This is a genomic window from Nocardia puris, assembly GCF_036051655.1.
Lineage (GTDB): Bacteria > Actinomycetota > Actinomycetes > Mycobacteriales > Mycobacteriaceae > Nocardia > Nocardia puris.
This window is the reverse complement of sequence record NZ_CP107943.1, coordinates 3,718,460-3,735,838: the sequence shown is the minus strand read 5'-3', so window position 1 is coordinate 3,735,838 and position 17,379 is coordinate 3,718,460. Positions and strand designations below refer to the sequence as shown.

Below are 17,379 nucleotides of genomic sequence, written 5' to 3'. Positions count from 1 at the left end.
GGCGGTGGGCAATATCGTCACAGAGTCGGTGGCGGATCACGTGGTGGGGCGGAGGAGCGGATGAGGTCGGCCAGTTCGTCGGGGCCGGGGAGGGTGCCGGGGGCGATCGTGCGGCCCGAGCGGATGTAATGGAATGCGGCGCCGACCTTTTCGAGCATCTCGCGCTCGGTGCCGCCGTGGCGGGCGACCATGAGGCGGGCCCAGGCCAGGCGGTAGATGGCCAGCTGCATGGCGACCGCGGGTTCGTCGTCGGGGCCGGGTTGCGCGCCGGTCTTCCAGTCCACGACCAGCCAGCCGTCGCCCTCGGCGAAGACCGCGTCCATGCGGCCGCGGATGACGGTGCCCGCGATCGAGGTCTCGAACGGCACCTCCACCTCGAGCGGACTGCGGTGCGCCCAGGGCGAATTCAGGAACGCGTCCTGCATCTTCGTCAGCTCGGCGTCGGCGCCCGCGTCGGCCGTGGCGCCGCCCGCGCCGGGCAGTTCGTCCAAACCCAGCAGGCGGGTGCCCGCGAACCAGCGCTGCACCCACGCGTGGAAGGCGGTGCCGCGCCGGGCCATCGGGTCCGGCGGGAACGGCAGCGGCCGCCGCAGCCGCCGCGCCAGCCGCTCCGGATCGGCCCGCATCTCCACCAGCGCCGTCGCCGGAATCTGGCCAGGCAGTTCCACTTCCCGCTCCGCGGCCCGGCTCGCCTCGAACTCGGCGAGCAACGCGTCCACGTCGGCCTTCCAGCCCTCGGGGTCGTCGGGATCGACGGGCCCCGCCGCGAACGCCCCTTCGTCGGGCGGCGGTTCGAAGTCCTCCGGGAACGGCGCCTCGTCGTCGGCGAACAGGGCGGCGAAGTAGGCGTCGTCGGGTGGGACGGAGGCGAACTCGTGCGTCGGCGAATCAGCACCGTGCGGTGGGTGCGCGAGGGAGACCTCGGACGGCGCGAGGGTCTGCGGACTCGGACTGGCCGGGGACGCTGGGGCGTCTGTTGGGGAGGCGAAACCTTCTGGCGGCGGGGCGAATTCATCCGGCGGCGGCACGAATCCGTCGGGCGGCGGCACAAAATCATCCAGCGGCGGCACCAAGCCTTCGGGCGGCGGGGCGAAGCCGTCGGGTGGAGGCGCGTCCCCGTCTGCGGCGAGATCGGCGAACTCGAACAGCGCGTCCGGCTCGGCGGGCGCACGACTCCCGGACTCGCGCGAACCCGCGTCCGACAGTGCCGAGTCGCGATCGGCCGACGTATGCCGACGCCGCCCCGGTCGCCCGGCGAACGCGCCACCTTCCGGCTGCGACACCACGCCCGACACCGCAGACCGCTCGCCCGCAGCCGGATAACTCTCGGGCGCAACATGGTTCACCTTCCGCGTCCGCGCCGCGGCCTCCTGCGCCCGCAGTTCGGCGAGCGCCGTGCGCACCAGCGCCGCGCCCTCTTCGATCGGGTCGCGGCGGGAGCCGAGGGGGTCGCGGGGCCATTCGGCGGTCGCGGGGTTGTCGGTGAACGGGTTGGCGGTGCCCGCTTCGGGCGGGTCGTCCCAGCGGGCGATCTCGACCGTGCCGTGGGCGGGCGTGCCGGGGGTTTCGGCCGCGGCCTTCAGTTCCAGCAGGAAGTCGGAGGGGCCCTTCGGCTTGTTGCCTGTCTCGGCCCAGTGGTGGGCCGAAACCAGCAGCACCCGTTCGGTTCTGGTGAGCGCGACGTAGAACAGCCGCCGTTCCTCGTCGAGGCGGCGGCGGTCCAGCGCGGCCTTGTGGTCGTTGATCGCGGCTTCCAGCTCGGCGCGGTCGTGCAGATCCGACAGGTCCAGCACCGGCACACCGTCGGCGGCGTCCTCGGTCGCGCGGTCGCCGCGCAACGAGGTGGGCAGCTCGGCCAGCGCCCCCAACCACGTCGCCGAGGCCGCACCCGACGGGAACACCTTCACCGACACGTGTGGCACCGCGACGATCTCCCATTCCAGCCCTTTCGCGGCGTGCACGGTGAGCACCTGCACCCGGTCCTTGGCGACCTCCACTTCCCCCGGCTCGAGCCCGTTCTCCACCGATTCGGCGGCGGCGAGGAAGGCCAGCAACCCGCCCAGCGAGGCACGGGAATCCGCCGCGTACCCGGCCACCACCTCGGCGAAGGCGTCCAGATGCTCGCGACCCGCGCCGGTGCCCGCCATGGCGCGGCGGGCCTGGGTTTCCACGCCGACGCCGATGGTGCGCTCCACGTCGGCCACCAGTTCGGTGAGCGGCTGCCCGCTGCGCTCGCGCAACGCCGCCAGCTCGCGGGCCAGGGCTACGATCCGCGCGTATCCGGCCTCCGAATAGTGTTCCGCCGGACCGGGATCGGCGATCGCGTCGGCGAGTCCCGCCTGTTCGGCGGGTTCCGGCGCCACCTCGCGCAGCGCGTTGTCGAGCGCGGCGCCGTCGGTGATCGCGTCGGAGGCGTCACCGGTCGGCCGCCCGATCGAGAGGTCCCGCGCGCGCCGGGCCAACGCCCGCAGATCCGCGACACCGATCCGCCAGCGCGCCCCGGTGAGCACCCGCACGGCGGCGCTGCCCGCACCGGGCTCGGCGATGAGCCGCAGCGTGGCCACCACATCGGCCACCTCGGGCGTCGCGAGCAACCCACCGAGGCCGACGATCTCCACCGGTAATCCGCGCTCGCGCAACGCTTCCGCGAGCGGCGCGGCATCGGCGTTGCGGCGCACCAGCACCGCCGACGTGGGCGGCGACGCTCCGGCGGCGTGCCGGGCGGCCCATTCGGCGGCGATCCGCTCGGCCGCCCACTCACGTTCCGCCGCAATGTCTTCGATCAACGCCAGCGCGACAGCGCCCGCCTCCGCACCGGGTCTGGCGCGCAGCGCGTCCACGGTGACGCCACCGGATTCCAGCGCGCGCTGCCGTAGCGGGTCCGACACCAGGTTCGCCAGCGCCAGCGCCTCGGGCGGATTGCGCCAGCTGGTGAGCAGCGACAACGTGGGCGCCGGCACACCGGGCGCGAGCGGGAAGTCCGTCGCGAACCGGGGCAGGTTCGCCGCCGACGCACCGCGCCAGCCGTAGATGGACTGCATGGGATCACCGACGGCGGTCACCGCCAGCCGCTGCTCCCCCGGGTCGTCGTGCAGTCCACCGAACAAGGCGGACAACAGGATTCGCTGGGCATGGCCGGTGTCCTGATACTCGTCGAGCAGGACGAGCCGGAACCGCCCCCGCTCCGACGCCGGCACTTCGGGATGTTCGGCGGCCAGCCGCGCGGCCAGCGACATCTGCGCGCCGAAATCCAGTGCGCCCCGCCGCCGCAACGCCGCACCGAGTTGCCGGACCAACGGCAGCAGCGCCACCCGTTCGCGCTGGGCCTTCACATAGCCCTGCAAGTTCTGACTGGGCCCGCCGCGCTGGCGCGGTCCCGGCGGCAGCGAGAACACCAGCTTCTCCAGGTCGGTGTGCGCCTCGGCGAGCTGTTCGGGCTCCACGAGATGTTCGGCCAGCTGCCCCGACAGCGCGAGCACCGCCTCGGTGACCGACACCGGCGTGCGCTCGGTCTCCAGATCGCCGTCCCAGGTGCGCACCACCTGGTGCGCGAGCTGCCACAGCTGGGTCTCGGTGAGCAGCGTCGCCGACGGTTCGACGGGCAGCAGCAAGCCGTGTTCCCCGAGCAGCCGCCCCGCGTAGGAGTGGTAAGTGCTGATCTCGGGTTCCGCGCCCGCGAGCCGGGTGCGCAGTTCCCCCGTCGGGTCCAGTTCGCGCAGCAGCGGCGACCCGGCCAACCGGGCGAGGCGGGTGCGGATACGAGAAGTCAACTGCTGCGCGGCTTTTCGCGTGAAGGTCAGGCCGAGTACCTGTTCGGGCGTGACCAGCCGGTTGGCGACCATCCACACCACGCGCGCGGCCATCGTCTCGGTCTTGCCCGCGCCGGCGCCCGCCACCACCAGCGTGGGCCCCGGCGGGGCGGCGATCACCGCGCTCTGCTCCTCGGTGGGCGGGGGCAGGCCGAGCGCCTCGGCGATCCGCTGCGGCGACACGGCGGCGGTGTTCACTCGTCGGTCACCTGTCTTCCGGTGTCCTGCACCGGGCAGCTGCCCGCGACCGCGCAGTGGCGGCACCCGTCGTTGCGCATGGCCAGGAAGCTGGGGCCCTTGGTGGCGGCGGCGGCCTCGTGGATGGTCTCGCGCCACTCCTCCAGTGAGTCGGGGCCGAGGGGGTCCTGCGTGCGCTCGGTGGCGCCCTCCTTGCTCGGTTTGGCGACGTAGACCAGCCGCGCGCCGCCGGGTTCGGCCACGGCGCCGGATTCGGCGGGCGCACCGTCGTTCTCGGCGTCGAGCGCGCCGTGCGCCGCGGCGACCTGATAGGTGGCGAGCTGGGCGTGGTCGGCGGCGGCCTGTTTGGTGATCGGATTCTTGCCCGTCTTCACATCGACGATGACGTAGCGGCCCTCGGCATCGCGCTCCAGCCGGTCGACGCGGCCCCGGATCCGCACGGGGCGTTCGTCTTCCGCGCGCGCGGGCAGCACGCAGTCGACCGGCACCTCCACGCCGGCCTGGGTGAGTTCGCCCCTGGTGTTGCGCACCCACGCCAGGAACGTCTCGAGCATGGCCTCGGTGCGGCGCAGTTCCTGGCGGGAATGCCAGCCGGTGCCGGGATCGACGGCGCGCCAGGTCTTGTCGAGCGCGGCGCGCACCTGCGACTCGGGAACCTTGCCCGCCAACGCCTGCACGAGGGTGTGCACCAGGTTGCCCTGGACGGCGTGCCGGTTGTCGCCGTCGGTGCCGCCGTGGCGCTCCAGTGCCCAGCGCAGCGGGCAGGTGCGCAGCTGGTCGACGGTGGAGGGCGAGAGCGCGACGGCGCTGTCCTCGTCGTCCCACAGCGTGTCGTGCGAGCTGAGATCCGCTGTGCCGTACCACTCTTCGGGGTGCGTGCCGGGGACGCCCGCGTACGCGAGCCGGGCCAGCTCCCGCGCGGCACGCGACCTGCGCTCCGGATCGGATTCCGGATCGCACACCGCGCCACGGAGTTCGGCCACCAGCGCGTGCATGACGAGCGCGCGTCCCGGATCGGTGACGGGCAGCGCGCCCGGCTCGGTGTCGTCGTCGTGGCCGAGCAGTTCGGAGAGGAAGCGGGAGGGCACGAGATCGCGCTCCCCGGAGACCGATTCGACGGCGGTCACCAGCAGCGAGCGCCGGGCGCGGCTGCACGCCACCAGCAGCAGCCTGCGTTCCTCGGCCAGAATCGGGGCGGTGCGGCTCACCGGCTCCCCCGTGAGCGCGATGCCCGCGGTGAGATCTACGAGGTCCTCGGTGTGCAGCAGGGTGCCGCGCGGGCGCGGGTTGGGCCAGATGCCTTCCTGCACACCGGCGATGGCGACCACGTCCCACTCGCGGCCCGCCGCCGCGTGCGCGCTGAGCAGTTCGACCGCCTCGCCCGGCGCGGTCACCGGCGCGCCGTCCTGCGGAATCTCCTGTCCCAGCAGGTATTCCACGAAACCCTCGAGACCGGCGCGCGGCAACCGGTCGACGTAGGCCGCCGCCGCGTCGAACAGCCTGACGGCGGCGTCGAGGTCGCGATCGGCCTGCATCCCGACCGCGCCTCCGCGCTCGGACTGCGCCACCCACCGCCGCTCCAGCCGGGACGCCCTCCACAGCGCCCACAGCACGTCCTCCAGTCCGGCGCCACGACCGCGCGCCGCGCGCGCCCGCTCCAGCGCCGTGAGCACGCGCCGCAGGGGCGCCGCCTCCACATCGGTCAGCCGCTCCAGCAAGCGACGGTCCCCGCCGCCGACGAGGAGTTCCCGCAGCACCTCGGCGGAGGAGCGGTCGAGAAGCGAAACCTGTTCGGCGGACTCACCATCCGAGCCGTCGGCGGGGGATTCAGGATCGTCCTCCGCCACAGGATGCTCGACCGGTGAGCCGTCGGCGGGAGTTTCCGATTCACCCTCCACCACAGGATGTTTGACCGGCGAATCGTCCGCGACGCGATCGTCCGGCTCCAGCCCCCAGCTCAGATCGTCCTCTCGCCATTCGGTTTCATCGACCACCCACCCCCGCTCGTCGGCGGGATCGGGTGGCGGTACATCGTCCTCCTCGGGCGGCACCTCGAGGGGCGGCGCATCGTCCAGCGGTATCACGCCGCCCTCGGGCGAAGCGTCACCCGCAGAAGGCCTCTCGCCCACGAACGGCGTCCCCTCCGTGGACGACACCCCGTCCACCGCGGGCGCGACCCACCCCGCAGCCCGCTCCGCCTCCAGAATCCCGCGCCGCAATCCCCTCCGCAGGCGCCGCAGCGCGATCTGATCGGCACCCCCGAGCGGCCCGGACAACAGGTCGAGCGCGTCCTCGGCCGTGAACATCTCGGGGTCCGCGCGCTCTCCCGCCAGCAGCGCCCGCAAGGCCAGCAGCATCCACGCGGCACCCCGCCGACGAGCCAGCGGCACATCGGGCGCGGGCTGGTGCACGGGCACCCCGGCCGCGAGCAGCGCGCGGCGCAGCGGCGCGAGCGACAGCGGCACCGAGCGCACGATCACCGCCATGTCCGACCAGGCCACACCGGCCGTCAGGTGGGCCCGCCGCAAATGGTCCGCGATCAGCGCGGCTTCCTTGGCGGGCGTGGCGAGCACCCGCACGCGCACCGCGGTGCCGTCGTCCTCCGGCAGCTGCTCGCGCGCGAGTCGCGCGGGCCGCTGCGGCGCGCTCCCCGGCAACTCGGCAGCGACCCGCGACACCGCCAACCGCACCTGCGCGCCGGAACGGTGATTGCGGCGCAACACGATTCGCCGTTCCTCCGGTCCACCGGGGTCGGCCGCGAACGACAGGTCCGCGCCGCGGAACGCGAACACCGCCTGGTCCGGATCGCCCGCCACCACCGCGGTGTGCGCGGCCGCGCCGATCACCCGCACCAGCAGCGCGGCCTGCGGGTCCAGGTGCTGCGCGTCGTCGACCAGCAGGTACCGGATCCTGGCCCGCTCCTCGGCGAGCAGGTTCGCGTCGATCGCCAGCGCGTCCAGCGCCGCGCCGATCAGCTCGGCGGCATCCAGCGCGGGCGCCGTCGCCTCCGGCGCCTCCACGCCCACCGACCACCGCAGTAGCAGTGTCTGCTCGTAGCGCGCGGCGAACCGCCCCGCCGCCTCCCACTCCGGTTTGCCGTGCTCGCGACCGAGCCGCTCCAGATCCTCCGGCCCGAGCCCCCGCTCGGTGGCACGCAGCATGAGGTCGCGCAACTGGTCGGCGAACCCGGCCAAGCCCAGCGCGGGCTGCAACCGTTCCGGCCACAGCGCGTGCGCGCCGGCGGCGATGTCCTCGAGGTCGCCGCGCAGCAGTTCGCGCAGCACGGCATCCTGTTCGGCACCGGTCAGCAAACGCGGCGGCGGGTTGCCGTGGGCGGCGGCGTGCCTGCGCAGCACCGAGAACGCGTAGGAGTGCAGGGTGCGCACCAGCGGTTCCCGCGTCGCGCCCGGCACCCCGCCGGACTCCGATCCGGGGGCGGTCAATCGCGCGGTGACGGCGTCGCGCACCTCGCGCGCGGCCCGCTTGGAATGGGTCAGGACCAGCACCGATTCCGGATTCTCCCCCGCCGCGACCCGCCCCGCCGCGAGGTCGACCAGCAGCGCGGTCTTGCCGGTGCCCGGCCCGCCGAGCACCTGCCACGGCTGCCAACCGGGCCGCCTCGGACCCGCGCCCGCCGCCGAGTCGAACAGCGCGCGCACGTCGGCACCCCAGATCCGCGCCCGGGGTGTCGTCGCGTTCCGGCGCACAAGTCGCACCGCGCTATCCGATCGCACCACAGCGGCTATTGCAACAGACCGGGCCGACAGGATCGCGGCCCGCCGTGTGCGGGCGTTGTGCACGTCACGGCCACCTCGCCGACACCGCGCGGTCACCGGGATGCCGCGCCCGCCGGGACCCGACACAATGGTGCGGTGCCGTCACTCCACGTCCACCGTTTCGGTCCCGCTTCCGGTCCCGCCGTCCTCGCCCTGCACGGGCTCACCGGACACGGCAGGCGCTGGGAACCACTGGCCACCGAGCATCTGCCCGAGGTCCGGGTGATCGCGCCGGACCTGCGCGGACACGGGCGCTCGACGCCGTTGCCGCCGTGGGATTTCGAGACCGTCGTCGCCGACCTGGCCGTGCTGCTCGCCGACGAGGACGGGCCGGTCCTCGTGGTCGGCCACTCGTTCGGCGGCGCCGTCGGGATCCACTTGGCGGCGACGCACCCCGAGTTCGTGCGCGGCCTGGTGCTGCTGGACCCGGCGATCGCGGTGGACCCGGCGCTGCTGGCCGACATCGCCGAACGCACGCTCGCCGAGCCCGATTTCGCCGACGTCGAACACGCCCGCCGCGACAAACTCGCCAGTTCCTGGCATGAGGTGGAACCCCGGCTCCTCGATATCGAACTCGCCGAGCACCTGGTCCCCACCGAGGGCGGCCGGGTGGGCTGGCGGCTGAGCCTGCCCGCCGTCACGTCCTACTGGGGGCAGCTCGCGCGCCCCTTCGTCCTGCCGCCCGCCGGCCTGCCGACGGTGCTCGCGCAGGCCATGAAGGTACAGCCGCCGTTCGTGAGCGCCGAGTTCCGCGCCGCGCTGGCCGAGCGGCTCGGCACCGCGCTCACCGTCCGCGAATTCGACTGCGACCACATGATCGCCCAGGCCAGGCCCGCCGAGACCGCGGCGCTCGTCCGCGCGGCGCTGTAGACCATGGCGACCACCGACGCCGAGATCGAGCTGGTCCGCGCCCTGGTGGCGAGCATCCCGCGCGGGCGGGTGGCGACCTACGGCGATATCGCCGCGGCGGCCGGGCTGTCCACGCCGCGCACGGTCGGGTGGATCATGCGCACCGATTCCGCCGACCTGCCCTGGCACCGGGTGCTGGGCGCGAGCGGGCGTCCGGCCGCGCACCTGCGGGGACGCCAGCTGCGGCTGCTGGCCGAGGAAGGCGTGCCGATCCGCGACGACCGGGTGGACCTGCGGGCCGCGCGGTTCCCGTTTCCCGAACCTCCCGAACGGCCGCCCGCCACGGGTTAACGTGGATGTCATGTCGACTCGGCTGGCCTGTGTCGTGTTCGACGCGCGGCAGCCGCGCGTCGTCGCGGACTTCTGGGCCGAGCTGCTGGGCTGGTCGGTCACGCTGGACCGGCCCGACGAGGTCGACGTCGCCGCGCCCGATCCCGACGGCATGGACATCGCGCTGACGTTCCTGCCCGCCGCGCACCCCAAATCCACGAAGAACCGCCTGCACCTGGACCTGGCCAGCCGGTCGCGGGACCACCAGCGGGTCCAGGTGGACCGCGCGCTGGCGCTGGGCGCCCGCCACCTCGACATCGTCCAGGGCGACGTGCCGTGGGTGGTGCTCGCCGACCCCGAGGGCAACGAGTTCTGCGTGCTGGAGCCGCGCGAGCACTACGTCGACACCGGCCCGGTCGCGGCCATCGTGGTGGACACCCGCGAGCCCGCCCGGCTCGCCGAGTTCTGGTCGGCCGCCTCCGGGTGGCCCGTGGCCCACCTCGGCACCCGGGTGGCGGGGCTGCGCTCGGCGACCGGGCTCGGGTGCTGGCTCGAATTCGTCCGCAACCCGGAGGTGAAGCAAGGCCGCAACCGGCTGCACCTGGACCTCACCTCGTCGGCCGACCGCGGTGCCGAACTCGCGCGCCTGCGCGAGGCGGGTGCGCGGAGCGTGGCGGGCGGTTTCGGCGGCGCCCCCGGCACGGTGCTCGCGGACCCGGAGACGAACGAGTTCTGTCTGCTGGATCCGGCGCCGGACCTGTCGCGGGTGTGAGGCGGGCAGGTGGCGGATCGCCCCGGTCACGCCCTGTGTCGAAGGCCGGCCGGGCGGTCGAACTAGCATTTTCCGCATGAGGTACCTCGCGGCGGAGCGCGACCGATGACGGTCGGGGACGCGATCGTGCTCGCCGGCGGGCGGGCCAGCCGGATGGGCGGCGTCGACAAACCGGCCTTGGTGATCGGCGGCCGGTCGATGCTCGAGGCGGCGCTGAGCGCGGCGGCGGGGTGCGCGCGGATCGTGGTGGTGGGGCCGCACCGGCCCGAGTTGGCGCCGGAGATCGGGCAGGTGCGGGAGACCCCGGCCGGCGCGGGACCGGTGGCCGCGGTCGATGCCGGGTTGCGCGAGCTGGCGGATTCCGACGCACCCCACGTCCTGGTGCTGGCCGCCGACATGCCGTTCCTGTCCCGGGACACCGTGGACGAACTGTTCGGGCACGCCGCAGAATCCGGTGCGGACGCGGTGTTCGCGGCCGACGGGTCCGGCCGCCCGCAGTACCTGATCGGGGTGTGGCGGCGCGACGCGTTGAAATCGGCTCTGGCGGAACTGGACTCGCCGATCAACCAGCCGATGAAGGTCCTGGTCCCGCCGCACACCGCGACGATCACGCTCGCCGACATCGACGACTGCGACACCGAGGACGACGTGCGCGAGGCCCGCGAGCGGATCGCCGACACCGCGCCGCTCGCGCTGTCCGAGGCACGGAAGGCCCTGCGCGAGAAGCTTTCCCCATTGGCACGAGAGCGCAGGCCACTACGCGACGCACGCGGTGCGGCGCTGGCGGCCTCCGTTCTCGCCGAATCCGCCCTCCCCCGATTCGACGTCTCCGCGATGGACGGCTACGCGGTATCCGGCGACGGACCGTGGAAGTTGCGGCGCGACATAGGATTCGCGGGCGGCGAACGCCCGGCCGGATTGCAGCCCGGCGAGGCCGTCCGCATCGCCACCGGGGCTCACGTCCCCGACGGAGCCACCACCGTCCTCCGGGACGAATTCGCCGACGTGCGTACCGATCACACGCTGCACCGCGTCCCCGATACCCCGATCCGCGACGACGTGCGCCGCCGCGGCGAAGACCGTGTCCCCGGCGACGTGGTCGCGCCGGAGGGCACGCCGGTCACGCCCGCGCTGATCTCCGCCGCGGCGAGTGTGGAGGTGACCGAGGGCGAGGTGCGCGGCCCGCTGCGCGCCCGCATCGTCATGACCGGCGACGAGATCCGCGGCGAAGGCCCCCTCCAGACCGGGCAGACGCGCGACTCCATCGGCCCGATCCTGCCCGATCTGCTGACCCGCTGCGGCGTACAGGCCGCCGACCGGGTGCACCTGCGCGACACCGCCCGCGGATTCGACGAGGTCCTGGCCGCCGCCACCGACTGCGACCTGCTCGTCGTCGTCGGCGCCACCGGCGGCGGCGCGGCCGACCAACTGCGCGGCGCCCTCTCCCGGACCGGCGCGCGGGTGGTGGTTCCGCGCCTGCGACTGCGCCCCGGCGGTTCCACCGTCATCGCCGAAACCAGCGGGAGCACAACGGTTCTGGGATTGCCAGGCAATCCCTTCGCGGCCGTCGCCACCCTCCTCGCCCTCACCCCGGCGATCGTCGAGGGCCGCACCCGTGCGCACCCCGGGCGCCCCTTCGTGGGACCGCTGCACAACGCCTCCGACATCTCCGGTCCGGTCGCCCGCGTGGTGCCCGCCCGCATCGCGCCCGCCGGCGGCTGGATCGGCGATCCCGGCGTCCGCACCGCCCACCTGGGCGGGCTGGTCGACCGCGACGGCCTGGTGATCGTCCCGCCCGACGCCGCGGACGGCACGCTGGTCGAGTTCCTGCCGCTACCGCGATAGTCACTGCGCCGGAATACGCCCCCGACGGGCGGATCTTCCGAACGCCCGACGCTCACCGAAAATGACCTGTCGCATTTCCTTCCCCAATTGATGCACGATCGCTATCGTGATCTCGTTAGGCGAACACTCACATACCCGAAAGGACCGAGTGGAAATGGCTGACAAGTCCAAGAAGACGCCTAAGAAAATGCCCAAGCAGATGCCGAGGCAGCAGCAACAGCAGCGCCAGGAGCAGGGCGCCGACCCCCGGGCCGAGCGGAGCACCGACGACCGCCGCCCGCCGGACCGCCGCCACAACTGACCGTCCGACCGCGGCCGCCGGATCCCTCCCGGCGGCCGCGTCGCGTATTCCACGCAGGCTGCGCGCAAACCTGGCCTCGCGCGGCCGAGCCGGGATTTCCTGAATGGATGTCCGTCCCCAGCAACGCGCGCGGTTACGAATCCTTCGGCGGAACCGTCGGCCGCACCACCGCCGAATCGACCCCCGAGTGGACCTATCCACCCACCGCCGCGCCGGATGCGCCGAACATCGTCGTGGTCCTGGTCGACGACATGGGGTACAGCGATATCGGCCCGTTCGGTTCCGAGATCGACACGCCCACGCTGAATCGCTTGGCGGACAACGGCGTACGGCTCACCAACTATCACACCACCCCGCTGTGCTCGCCCTCGCGCGCGTCCCTGCTCACCGGGATCAACGCCCACCGCGCGGGTTTCGGCTTCGTCGCCAACGCCGATCCCGGGTATCCGGGGCTGCGGCTGGAACTGGCCGACGACGTGCTGACGCTCCCGGAGATCCTGCGCGCCAACGGCTACGCCACCTACGCCGTCGGCAAGTGGCACCTGGTGCGCGACGCCACGATGAACCCGGCCGCGCACCGCGATTCCTGGCCCACGCAGCGCGGATTCGACCGCTACTACGGCTCGTTGGAGGGACTGAACTCCTTCTACTATCCGAACCAGCTCGTCTCCGACAGCTCGGTGGTGGACGTCGAGGAGTATCCGCCGGACTACTACCTCACCGACGATCTCACAGACAAGGCCGTCTCCTACATCAAGGATCTGCGCGCGCACGACGCGACCAAACCGTTCTTCCTGTACTTCGCGCACGTCGCCATGCACGGGCCGCTGCAGGCCAAGCCCGTCGACCTCGCGAGGTACCGCGGCCGCTACGCGCAGGGCTGGGACCGGCTGCGGCAGGAGCGGTTCGCGAATCAGCTCGCGCAGGGGCTGTTCCCACCGGGCACCCGGCAGAAGCCGCGCAACACCGAACCGGGATACGAAGCGGCCGAATGGGATTCGCTCACCGCTGACGAGCAGCGGCGCTTCGCCCGGTACATGGAAGTGTACGCGGCGATGGTGGACAGCATCGACCAGAGCGTCGGCCGCATCCTCGGCACCCTCGAACAGCTGGGCGAACTGGACAACACCATCGTGGTGTTCACCTCCGACAACGGCGGCACCGCCGAGGGCGGACCGGAGGGCACCCGCACCTACTTCGCCGAGTTCGCCCGCATCGACGACCCCGACTGGGTCGGCGACGTGCCGCACGACGAGGAACTGATCGGCACCGCCCGCCTCGGCGTGCACTACCCGCGCGGGTGGGGCCAGGCATCCAACACACCGTTCCGCTTCTACAAGGGACAGACTTTCGCGGGCGGGGTGCGCGTGCCGCTGCTCGTATCGTGGCCGAAAGGGTTGCCGCGCACCGACGGTGACAACGGAATCCGGCACGAGTACGCCTACGTCACCGATCTCGCGCCCACGCTGCTCGAGCTGGCCGGACTGACCCGTCCGACGGTGCGCAACGGGTTGCCCGCCAAGGATTTCGACGGCGTCTCCGCCGCCGCCCTCCTGCGCGACCCGTCGGCGAAAACCCGTCACACCGAGCAGTATTCGGAGATGGCCGGCCACCGCGGCTTCTACCGCGACGGCTGGAAACTGTTGTCCCTGCACGAACCCGGCCGCGACGTGGACGACCCGCACTGGCAGCTGTTCGACGTCCGCGCCGATCCCACCGAGCTACACGACCTCTCCGCGCGATTCCCGGACAAAGCCGCCGAGCTCGCGGCCGCCTGGGACGAATCCGCCTGGGCCAATGCCGTTTTCCCGCTGCTGACCCGTCAGGACCTGGCGCATCGACGCCCCGAAGAGGCCCGATTCGGCGACCCGCTGCGCCTGCTGCCCGGCACGCCCACCCTCGAGCGCTACCGCTCGCAGCGCCTGATCGCCTACCGCGACTTCGAGATCACCGCGGAGCTGGCGGGATTCGAGCCCGGCGACGAAGGCGTGCTGGTGGCACACGGCGATCCGCTCGGCGGCTACCTCCTCTACGTCGAGAACGACCGAATCGTCTTCGGCATCAACAGCTATGGCGACTACGCCCAGACCTCGGCCTCGCTCGCCCCCGGCACGACGCGGATCACCGTCACCGCCACCGTCCGCCCCCATCTGCGCTGGGACTTCACCCTCGCCCTCGGCGACACCCCGGCCGCCGAACTCCGCGATCGCGTCCAACTCGTCGGCATGTCCCCGTGGACCGGCATCTCCGTCGGCGTCGACGCCCGCGGCCCCGTCTCCTGGGACCTGCGCGAACGCCGCGGCCCCTTCCGCTACACCGGCACCCTCCGCAGCATCACCTACACCCCGGGCCCCCTGCGCGTCCCCCAACGCACGATCGAGGAGGTGGAGCGGGAAGCGGAGTTCGTGGCGGAGTAGCGGGGCGGCGAGCGAGCCGGGTACGGCGGGTTGGGCCCGGTCGGATACCGTTCACCAGGGAGAATGCCGGTCTGTGCGGAGGAATCGATGGAGGACAGTTCCCTGATCTGGGACGACGGCGCGCTGGTCACCCTCGATCAGCGCGGACTGCCGCACGAGGTGCGCGAGCTGCGGCTCGGCACGGTGGACCAGATCATCGACGCGATCCGCACGCTGGCGATCCGCGGCGCCCCCGCCATCGGCATCGCGGGCGCGTTCGGCGTGGTGATCGCCACCCGGGCGCACACCGCGGGCGGCGTGGTGGACGAGGCGGCGGTGCAGGCCGAAGCCGACCGGATCGCGTCCGCGCGACCGACCGCCGTGAACCTGGCCTGGGCGGTGCGGCGGGTGCGCGCGCACGTCGCGCGCGGCGCCGACGCGGTGCTCGCCGAAACCCTCGACATGCTGGCCGAGGACGGGCGCGTCAACCGGGCCGCCGCCACCCACGCCGCCGATCTCGCGCAGCGCCTGTGCGGCGAGCGCCCGCTGCGCGTGCTCACCCACTGCAACACCGGCCGCCTCGCCACCAGCGCGTTCGGCACCGCGATCGGCGCGCTGCGGGTGCTGGCCGACCGCGGCGCGATCGAGAACGTGCTGGTCGACGAGACCCGCCCGCTGCTGCAAGGCGCGCGCCTGACCGCCTGGGAGCTGGCCGAGGCCGGTATCCCGCACCGGCTCACCATCGACTCCGCCGCCGCGTGGGCCATGGCGACCGGACAGGTGGACTGCGTGCTGGTCGGCGCCGACCGGATCACCGCCGACGGCGCCGTCGCCAACAAGATCGGCACCTACGCCCTCGCCCTGGCCGCGCACCGGCACGGCATTCCGTTCCTGGTCGTGGCACCCGAGTCGACCCGCGACCCCGGCACCGCCACCGGCGCGGACATCGTAGTGGAGGAGCGCGCGGCCGCCGAGGTCACCGGGTTCGGCGGTGTCGCCACGGCGCCGGCCGGGACCGAGGCGTTCAATCCGGCGTTCGACGTGACCCCGCCCGATCTCGTGACGGCGGTGATCACCGAGAACGGCGTGGTCTACGAGAACGGCGGCATCCCGGAACGCGCACCGGGCGCGGAAGGCAGTGGCGCGCAAGAGGATGCGTCCGATCTCGCTCGGATGGCCCGCGAGCTGTACGCGCGCGGTTGGATGCCCGGCACCGCGGGAAACATTTCCGTGCGCACGGGCGACGAGGCTCTGATCACCGGCAGCGGACTGTCCAAAGGGCAACTGGCCGTGGCGGATATGGTGCGCGTGCGGATCGCGGACTCCGCGCCGTTGCCCGGCCAACTGCGGAAACCCTCCGCCGAGACCACCATTCACACCGCCGTCTACCGCACCACCGACGCCGACGCCGTCGTGCACGTGCATTCCCCGTTCGCGACCACCCTCGCCACGCTGCACGGTTCCCCCGACGCGCGAACCACCTTGCGGATCACCGATCTCGAACTCATCAAGGGGCTCGGCGGCGCCGATCCCACCGCCGTCGACCTCCCGGTGTTCCCGAATTGGCGTGACGTGCCGCGCATCGGCGCGGATATCGAACGATTCCTGCGTGAAAACCCCGACGCCCCACCGATTCTGTGTATCGCGGGGCACGGGATCACCACGTGGGGTGAGGATCTCTCCCGGGCGCGCGATCGTGCCGAATGCCTCGAGGCCCTGTGCGAACTCGTGTCGCGCACCGGGCGGCGGCACGCCTTCGCCACGCCCACCCCATCGCTAGAGATTGGATCGACATGACTCTGCTGCAGGTGATGGCCGCCGACGACGCGGCCGCGGTGCGGGTGCGCACCTCCGACGACGAGGTGATCGCCGCCGAATTGGCCGGGCACGGCATCACTTTCGACCGCTGGCCGGTGGTCGAGAACGCGTCGGTGGTGCCGTCGGACGAACTGCTCGCCCACTACGCCGAGCGGATCGCCGAACTCAACGCCTCGGGCCGCTATCGGCACATCGACGTGGCGCGCATCCACCCCGACGACACCAACCCGGAGTGGCCGGCGATCGCCGAGGGCGCCCGGCAGAAGTTCCTCAGCGAGCACCGGCATGCCGAGGACGAGGTGCGCTACTTCGCGTCCGGGCGCGGCTGCTTCTACCTGCACCTCGGCGAGGAGGTGCTGGCGGTGGTCTGCGAGGGCGGCGATCTGCTGTCGGTGCCCGCGGGCACACTGCACTGGTTCGATATGGGCACCAGGCCCGATTTCATCGCCCTCCGGTTCTTCGAGGAGGAGGACGGCTGGGTGGGCGACTTCACCGGCGACCCGATCAGCCAGGGCTTCCCCACCCTCGACGAGCTGCTCACCGCCCCGTGACCCGCGCGATCGTCCTCGATATCGAGGGCACCACGAGCCCCACCAGCTCGGTTCGCGAGGATCTCTACGGCTACACCGCGGCCCGGCTGCCGGACTGGCTGGCCGAGCATCGCGACGATGTCGCCGCGCCCGTGCTGGCCGGCACCCGCGAGCTGGCCGCGCGGCCGGACGCCGAGGTGGGCGAGGTCGCCGAGATCCTGCGCGGCTGGCTGGGTTCGGATGTGAAGGCCGAGCCGCTGAAGACCGCGCAGGGGCTGATCTGCGCCGAGGGGTTCCGCAACGGCGCGCTGCACGGCGAGTTCTTCGACGACGTGCCGCCCGCACTCGTCGCGTGGCACAAGGCCGGATACGCGCTGTCCGTGTACTCGTCGGGTTCGGTGCGCAATCAACGGGATTGGTTCACCTTCGCGCGCGGCGGCGACCTCTCCGCACTGATCGGCGACCAGTTCGACCTGTCCACGGCGGGCCCGAAGCGCGAGCCCGCCTCCTACGAGACGATCGCCCGGTCTCTCGGGCTCCCTCCCGCGGACATCCTGTTCCTCTCGGATCACCCTGACGAACTCGATGCCGCGGTGGCGGCGGGCTGGTCGGCAATCGGCGTTCACCGTGACGGCGAACCGAACGCCCCCCGACCCCCACACCGCTGGATCAGCTCGTTCACCGAAATCGACCTGCCTGGCGTTTAGCCCCGCCCGAACCGCGCGACGAACACGTTCTCCGGGGACGGCGCCGAG

Annotated in this window: 11 protein-coding genes; 9 read left to right on the top strand and 2 right to left on the bottom strand. The window is 72.7% G+C overall.

What is annotated here, in order from left to right:
- Positions 1–17 precede the first annotated feature (17 nt).
- Together OHB21_RS17045 and OHB21_RS17040 are read right to left on the bottom strand one after the other, a co-directional pair.
- On the bottom strand, positions 18–4,007 hold the full coding sequence (locus OHB21_RS17045) for an ATP-dependent DNA helicase (protein ID WP_084537754.1): 3,990 nt from the start codon (positions 4,005–4,007) through the stop codon (positions 18–20).
- Positions 4,004–7,714: an ATP-dependent helicase gene (locus tag OHB21_RS17040; protein ID WP_407675246.1), complete on the bottom strand. Its 3,711-nt coding sequence runs from the start codon at positions 7,712–7,714 to the stop codon at positions 4,004–4,006. The genes OHB21_RS17045 and OHB21_RS17040 overlap by 4 nt, the downstream gene beginning before the upstream one ends.
- A gap of 165 nt (positions 7,715–7,879) precedes the next feature.
- Between OHB21_RS17040 and OHB21_RS17035 the strand changes: the two genes are divergently transcribed.
- The 9 genes from OHB21_RS17035 to mtnC all read left to right on the top strand — a co-directional run bounded on the left by OHB21_RS17035 (position 7,880) and on the right by mtnC (position 17,331).
- Positions 7,880–8,653 (top strand): alpha/beta hydrolase, encoded by a 774-nt coding sequence (locus OHB21_RS17035; protein ID WP_324191986.1) that lies wholly within the window; start codon positions 7,880–7,882, stop codon positions 8,651–8,653.
- A gap of 3 nt (positions 8,654–8,656) precedes the next feature.
- Entirely contained in the window at positions 8,657–8,983 is a 327-nt protein-coding gene (locus tag OHB21_RS17030; RefSeq protein WP_067510004.1) for an MGMT family protein, read from the top strand.
- Between the two features lie 10 nt (positions 8,984–8,993).
- Entirely contained in the window at positions 8,994–9,734 is a 741-nt protein-coding gene (locus OHB21_RS17025) for a VOC family protein (RefSeq protein WP_195126209.1), read from the top strand.
- A gap of 105 nt (positions 9,735–9,839) precedes the next feature.
- On the top strand, positions 9,840–11,579 hold the full coding sequence (locus OHB21_RS17020) for an NTP transferase domain-containing protein (RefSeq protein ID WP_328439538.1): 1,740 nt from the start codon (positions 9,840–9,842) through the stop codon (positions 11,577–11,579).
- 154 nt (positions 11,580–11,733) lie between these two features.
- On the top strand, positions 11,734–11,880 hold the full coding sequence (locus OHB21_RS17015) for a hypothetical protein (protein ID WP_157115840.1): 147 nt from the start codon (positions 11,734–11,736) through the stop codon (positions 11,878–11,880).
- Positions 11,881–11,987: 107 nt separating this feature from the next.
- The gene (locus tag OHB21_RS17010; protein ID WP_067510008.1) at positions 11,988–14,297 is read left to right on the top strand and encodes an arylsulfatase; all 2,310 of its coding nucleotides are present in this window, start codon (positions 11,988–11,990) and stop codon (positions 14,295–14,297) included.
- A gap of 87 nt (positions 14,298–14,384) precedes the next feature.
- Complete coding sequence (locus tag OHB21_RS17005; RefSeq protein ID WP_067510171.1) at positions 14,385–16,073, top strand: bifunctional S-methyl-5-thioribose-1-phosphate isomerase/methylthioribulose 1-phosphate dehydratase; 1,689 nt, start codon at positions 14,385–14,387, stop codon at positions 16,071–16,073.
- Complete coding sequence (locus tag OHB21_RS17000; RefSeq protein ID WP_195126207.1) at positions 16,070–16,645, top strand: 1,2-dihydroxy-3-keto-5-methylthiopentene dioxygenase; 576 nt, start codon at positions 16,070–16,072, stop codon at positions 16,643–16,645. The genes OHB21_RS17005 and OHB21_RS17000 overlap by 4 nt, the downstream gene beginning before the upstream one ends.
- Entirely contained in the window at positions 16,642–17,331 is a 690-nt protein-coding gene (gene mtnC, locus OHB21_RS16995; RefSeq protein ID WP_195126206.1) for an acireductone synthase, read from the top strand. The genes OHB21_RS17000 and mtnC overlap by 4 nt, the downstream gene beginning before the upstream one ends.
- Positions 17,332–17,379: the final 48 nt, after the last annotated feature.

Excerpts from the sequence above, each read along its gene's own strand:
- OHB21_RS17030 (WP_067510004.1), top strand. The coding sequence starts at position 8,657 with ATGGCGACCACCGACGCCGAGATCGAGCTGGTCCGCGCCCTGGTGGCG.
- OHB21_RS17025 (WP_195126209.1), top strand. The coding sequence starts at position 8,994 with ATGTCGACTCGGCTGGCCTGTGTCGTGTTCGACGCGCGGCAGCCGCGC.
- OHB21_RS17020 (WP_328439538.1), top strand. The coding sequence starts at position 9,840 with ATGACGGTCGGGGACGCGATCGTGCTCGCCGGCGGGCGGGCCAGCCGG.
- OHB21_RS17015 (WP_157115840.1), top strand. The coding sequence starts at position 11,734 with ATGGCTGACAAGTCCAAGAAGACGCCTAAGAAAATGCCCAAGCAGATG.
- OHB21_RS17010 (WP_067510008.1), top strand. The coding sequence starts at position 11,988 with ATGTCCGTCCCCAGCAACGCGCGCGGTTACGAATCCTTCGGCGGAACC.
- OHB21_RS17005 (WP_067510171.1), top strand. The coding sequence starts at position 14,385 with ATGGAGGACAGTTCCCTGATCTGGGACGACGGCGCGCTGGTCACCCTC.
- OHB21_RS17000 (WP_195126207.1), top strand. The coding sequence starts at position 16,070 with ATGACTCTGCTGCAGGTGATGGCCGCCGACGACGCGGCCGCGGTGCGG.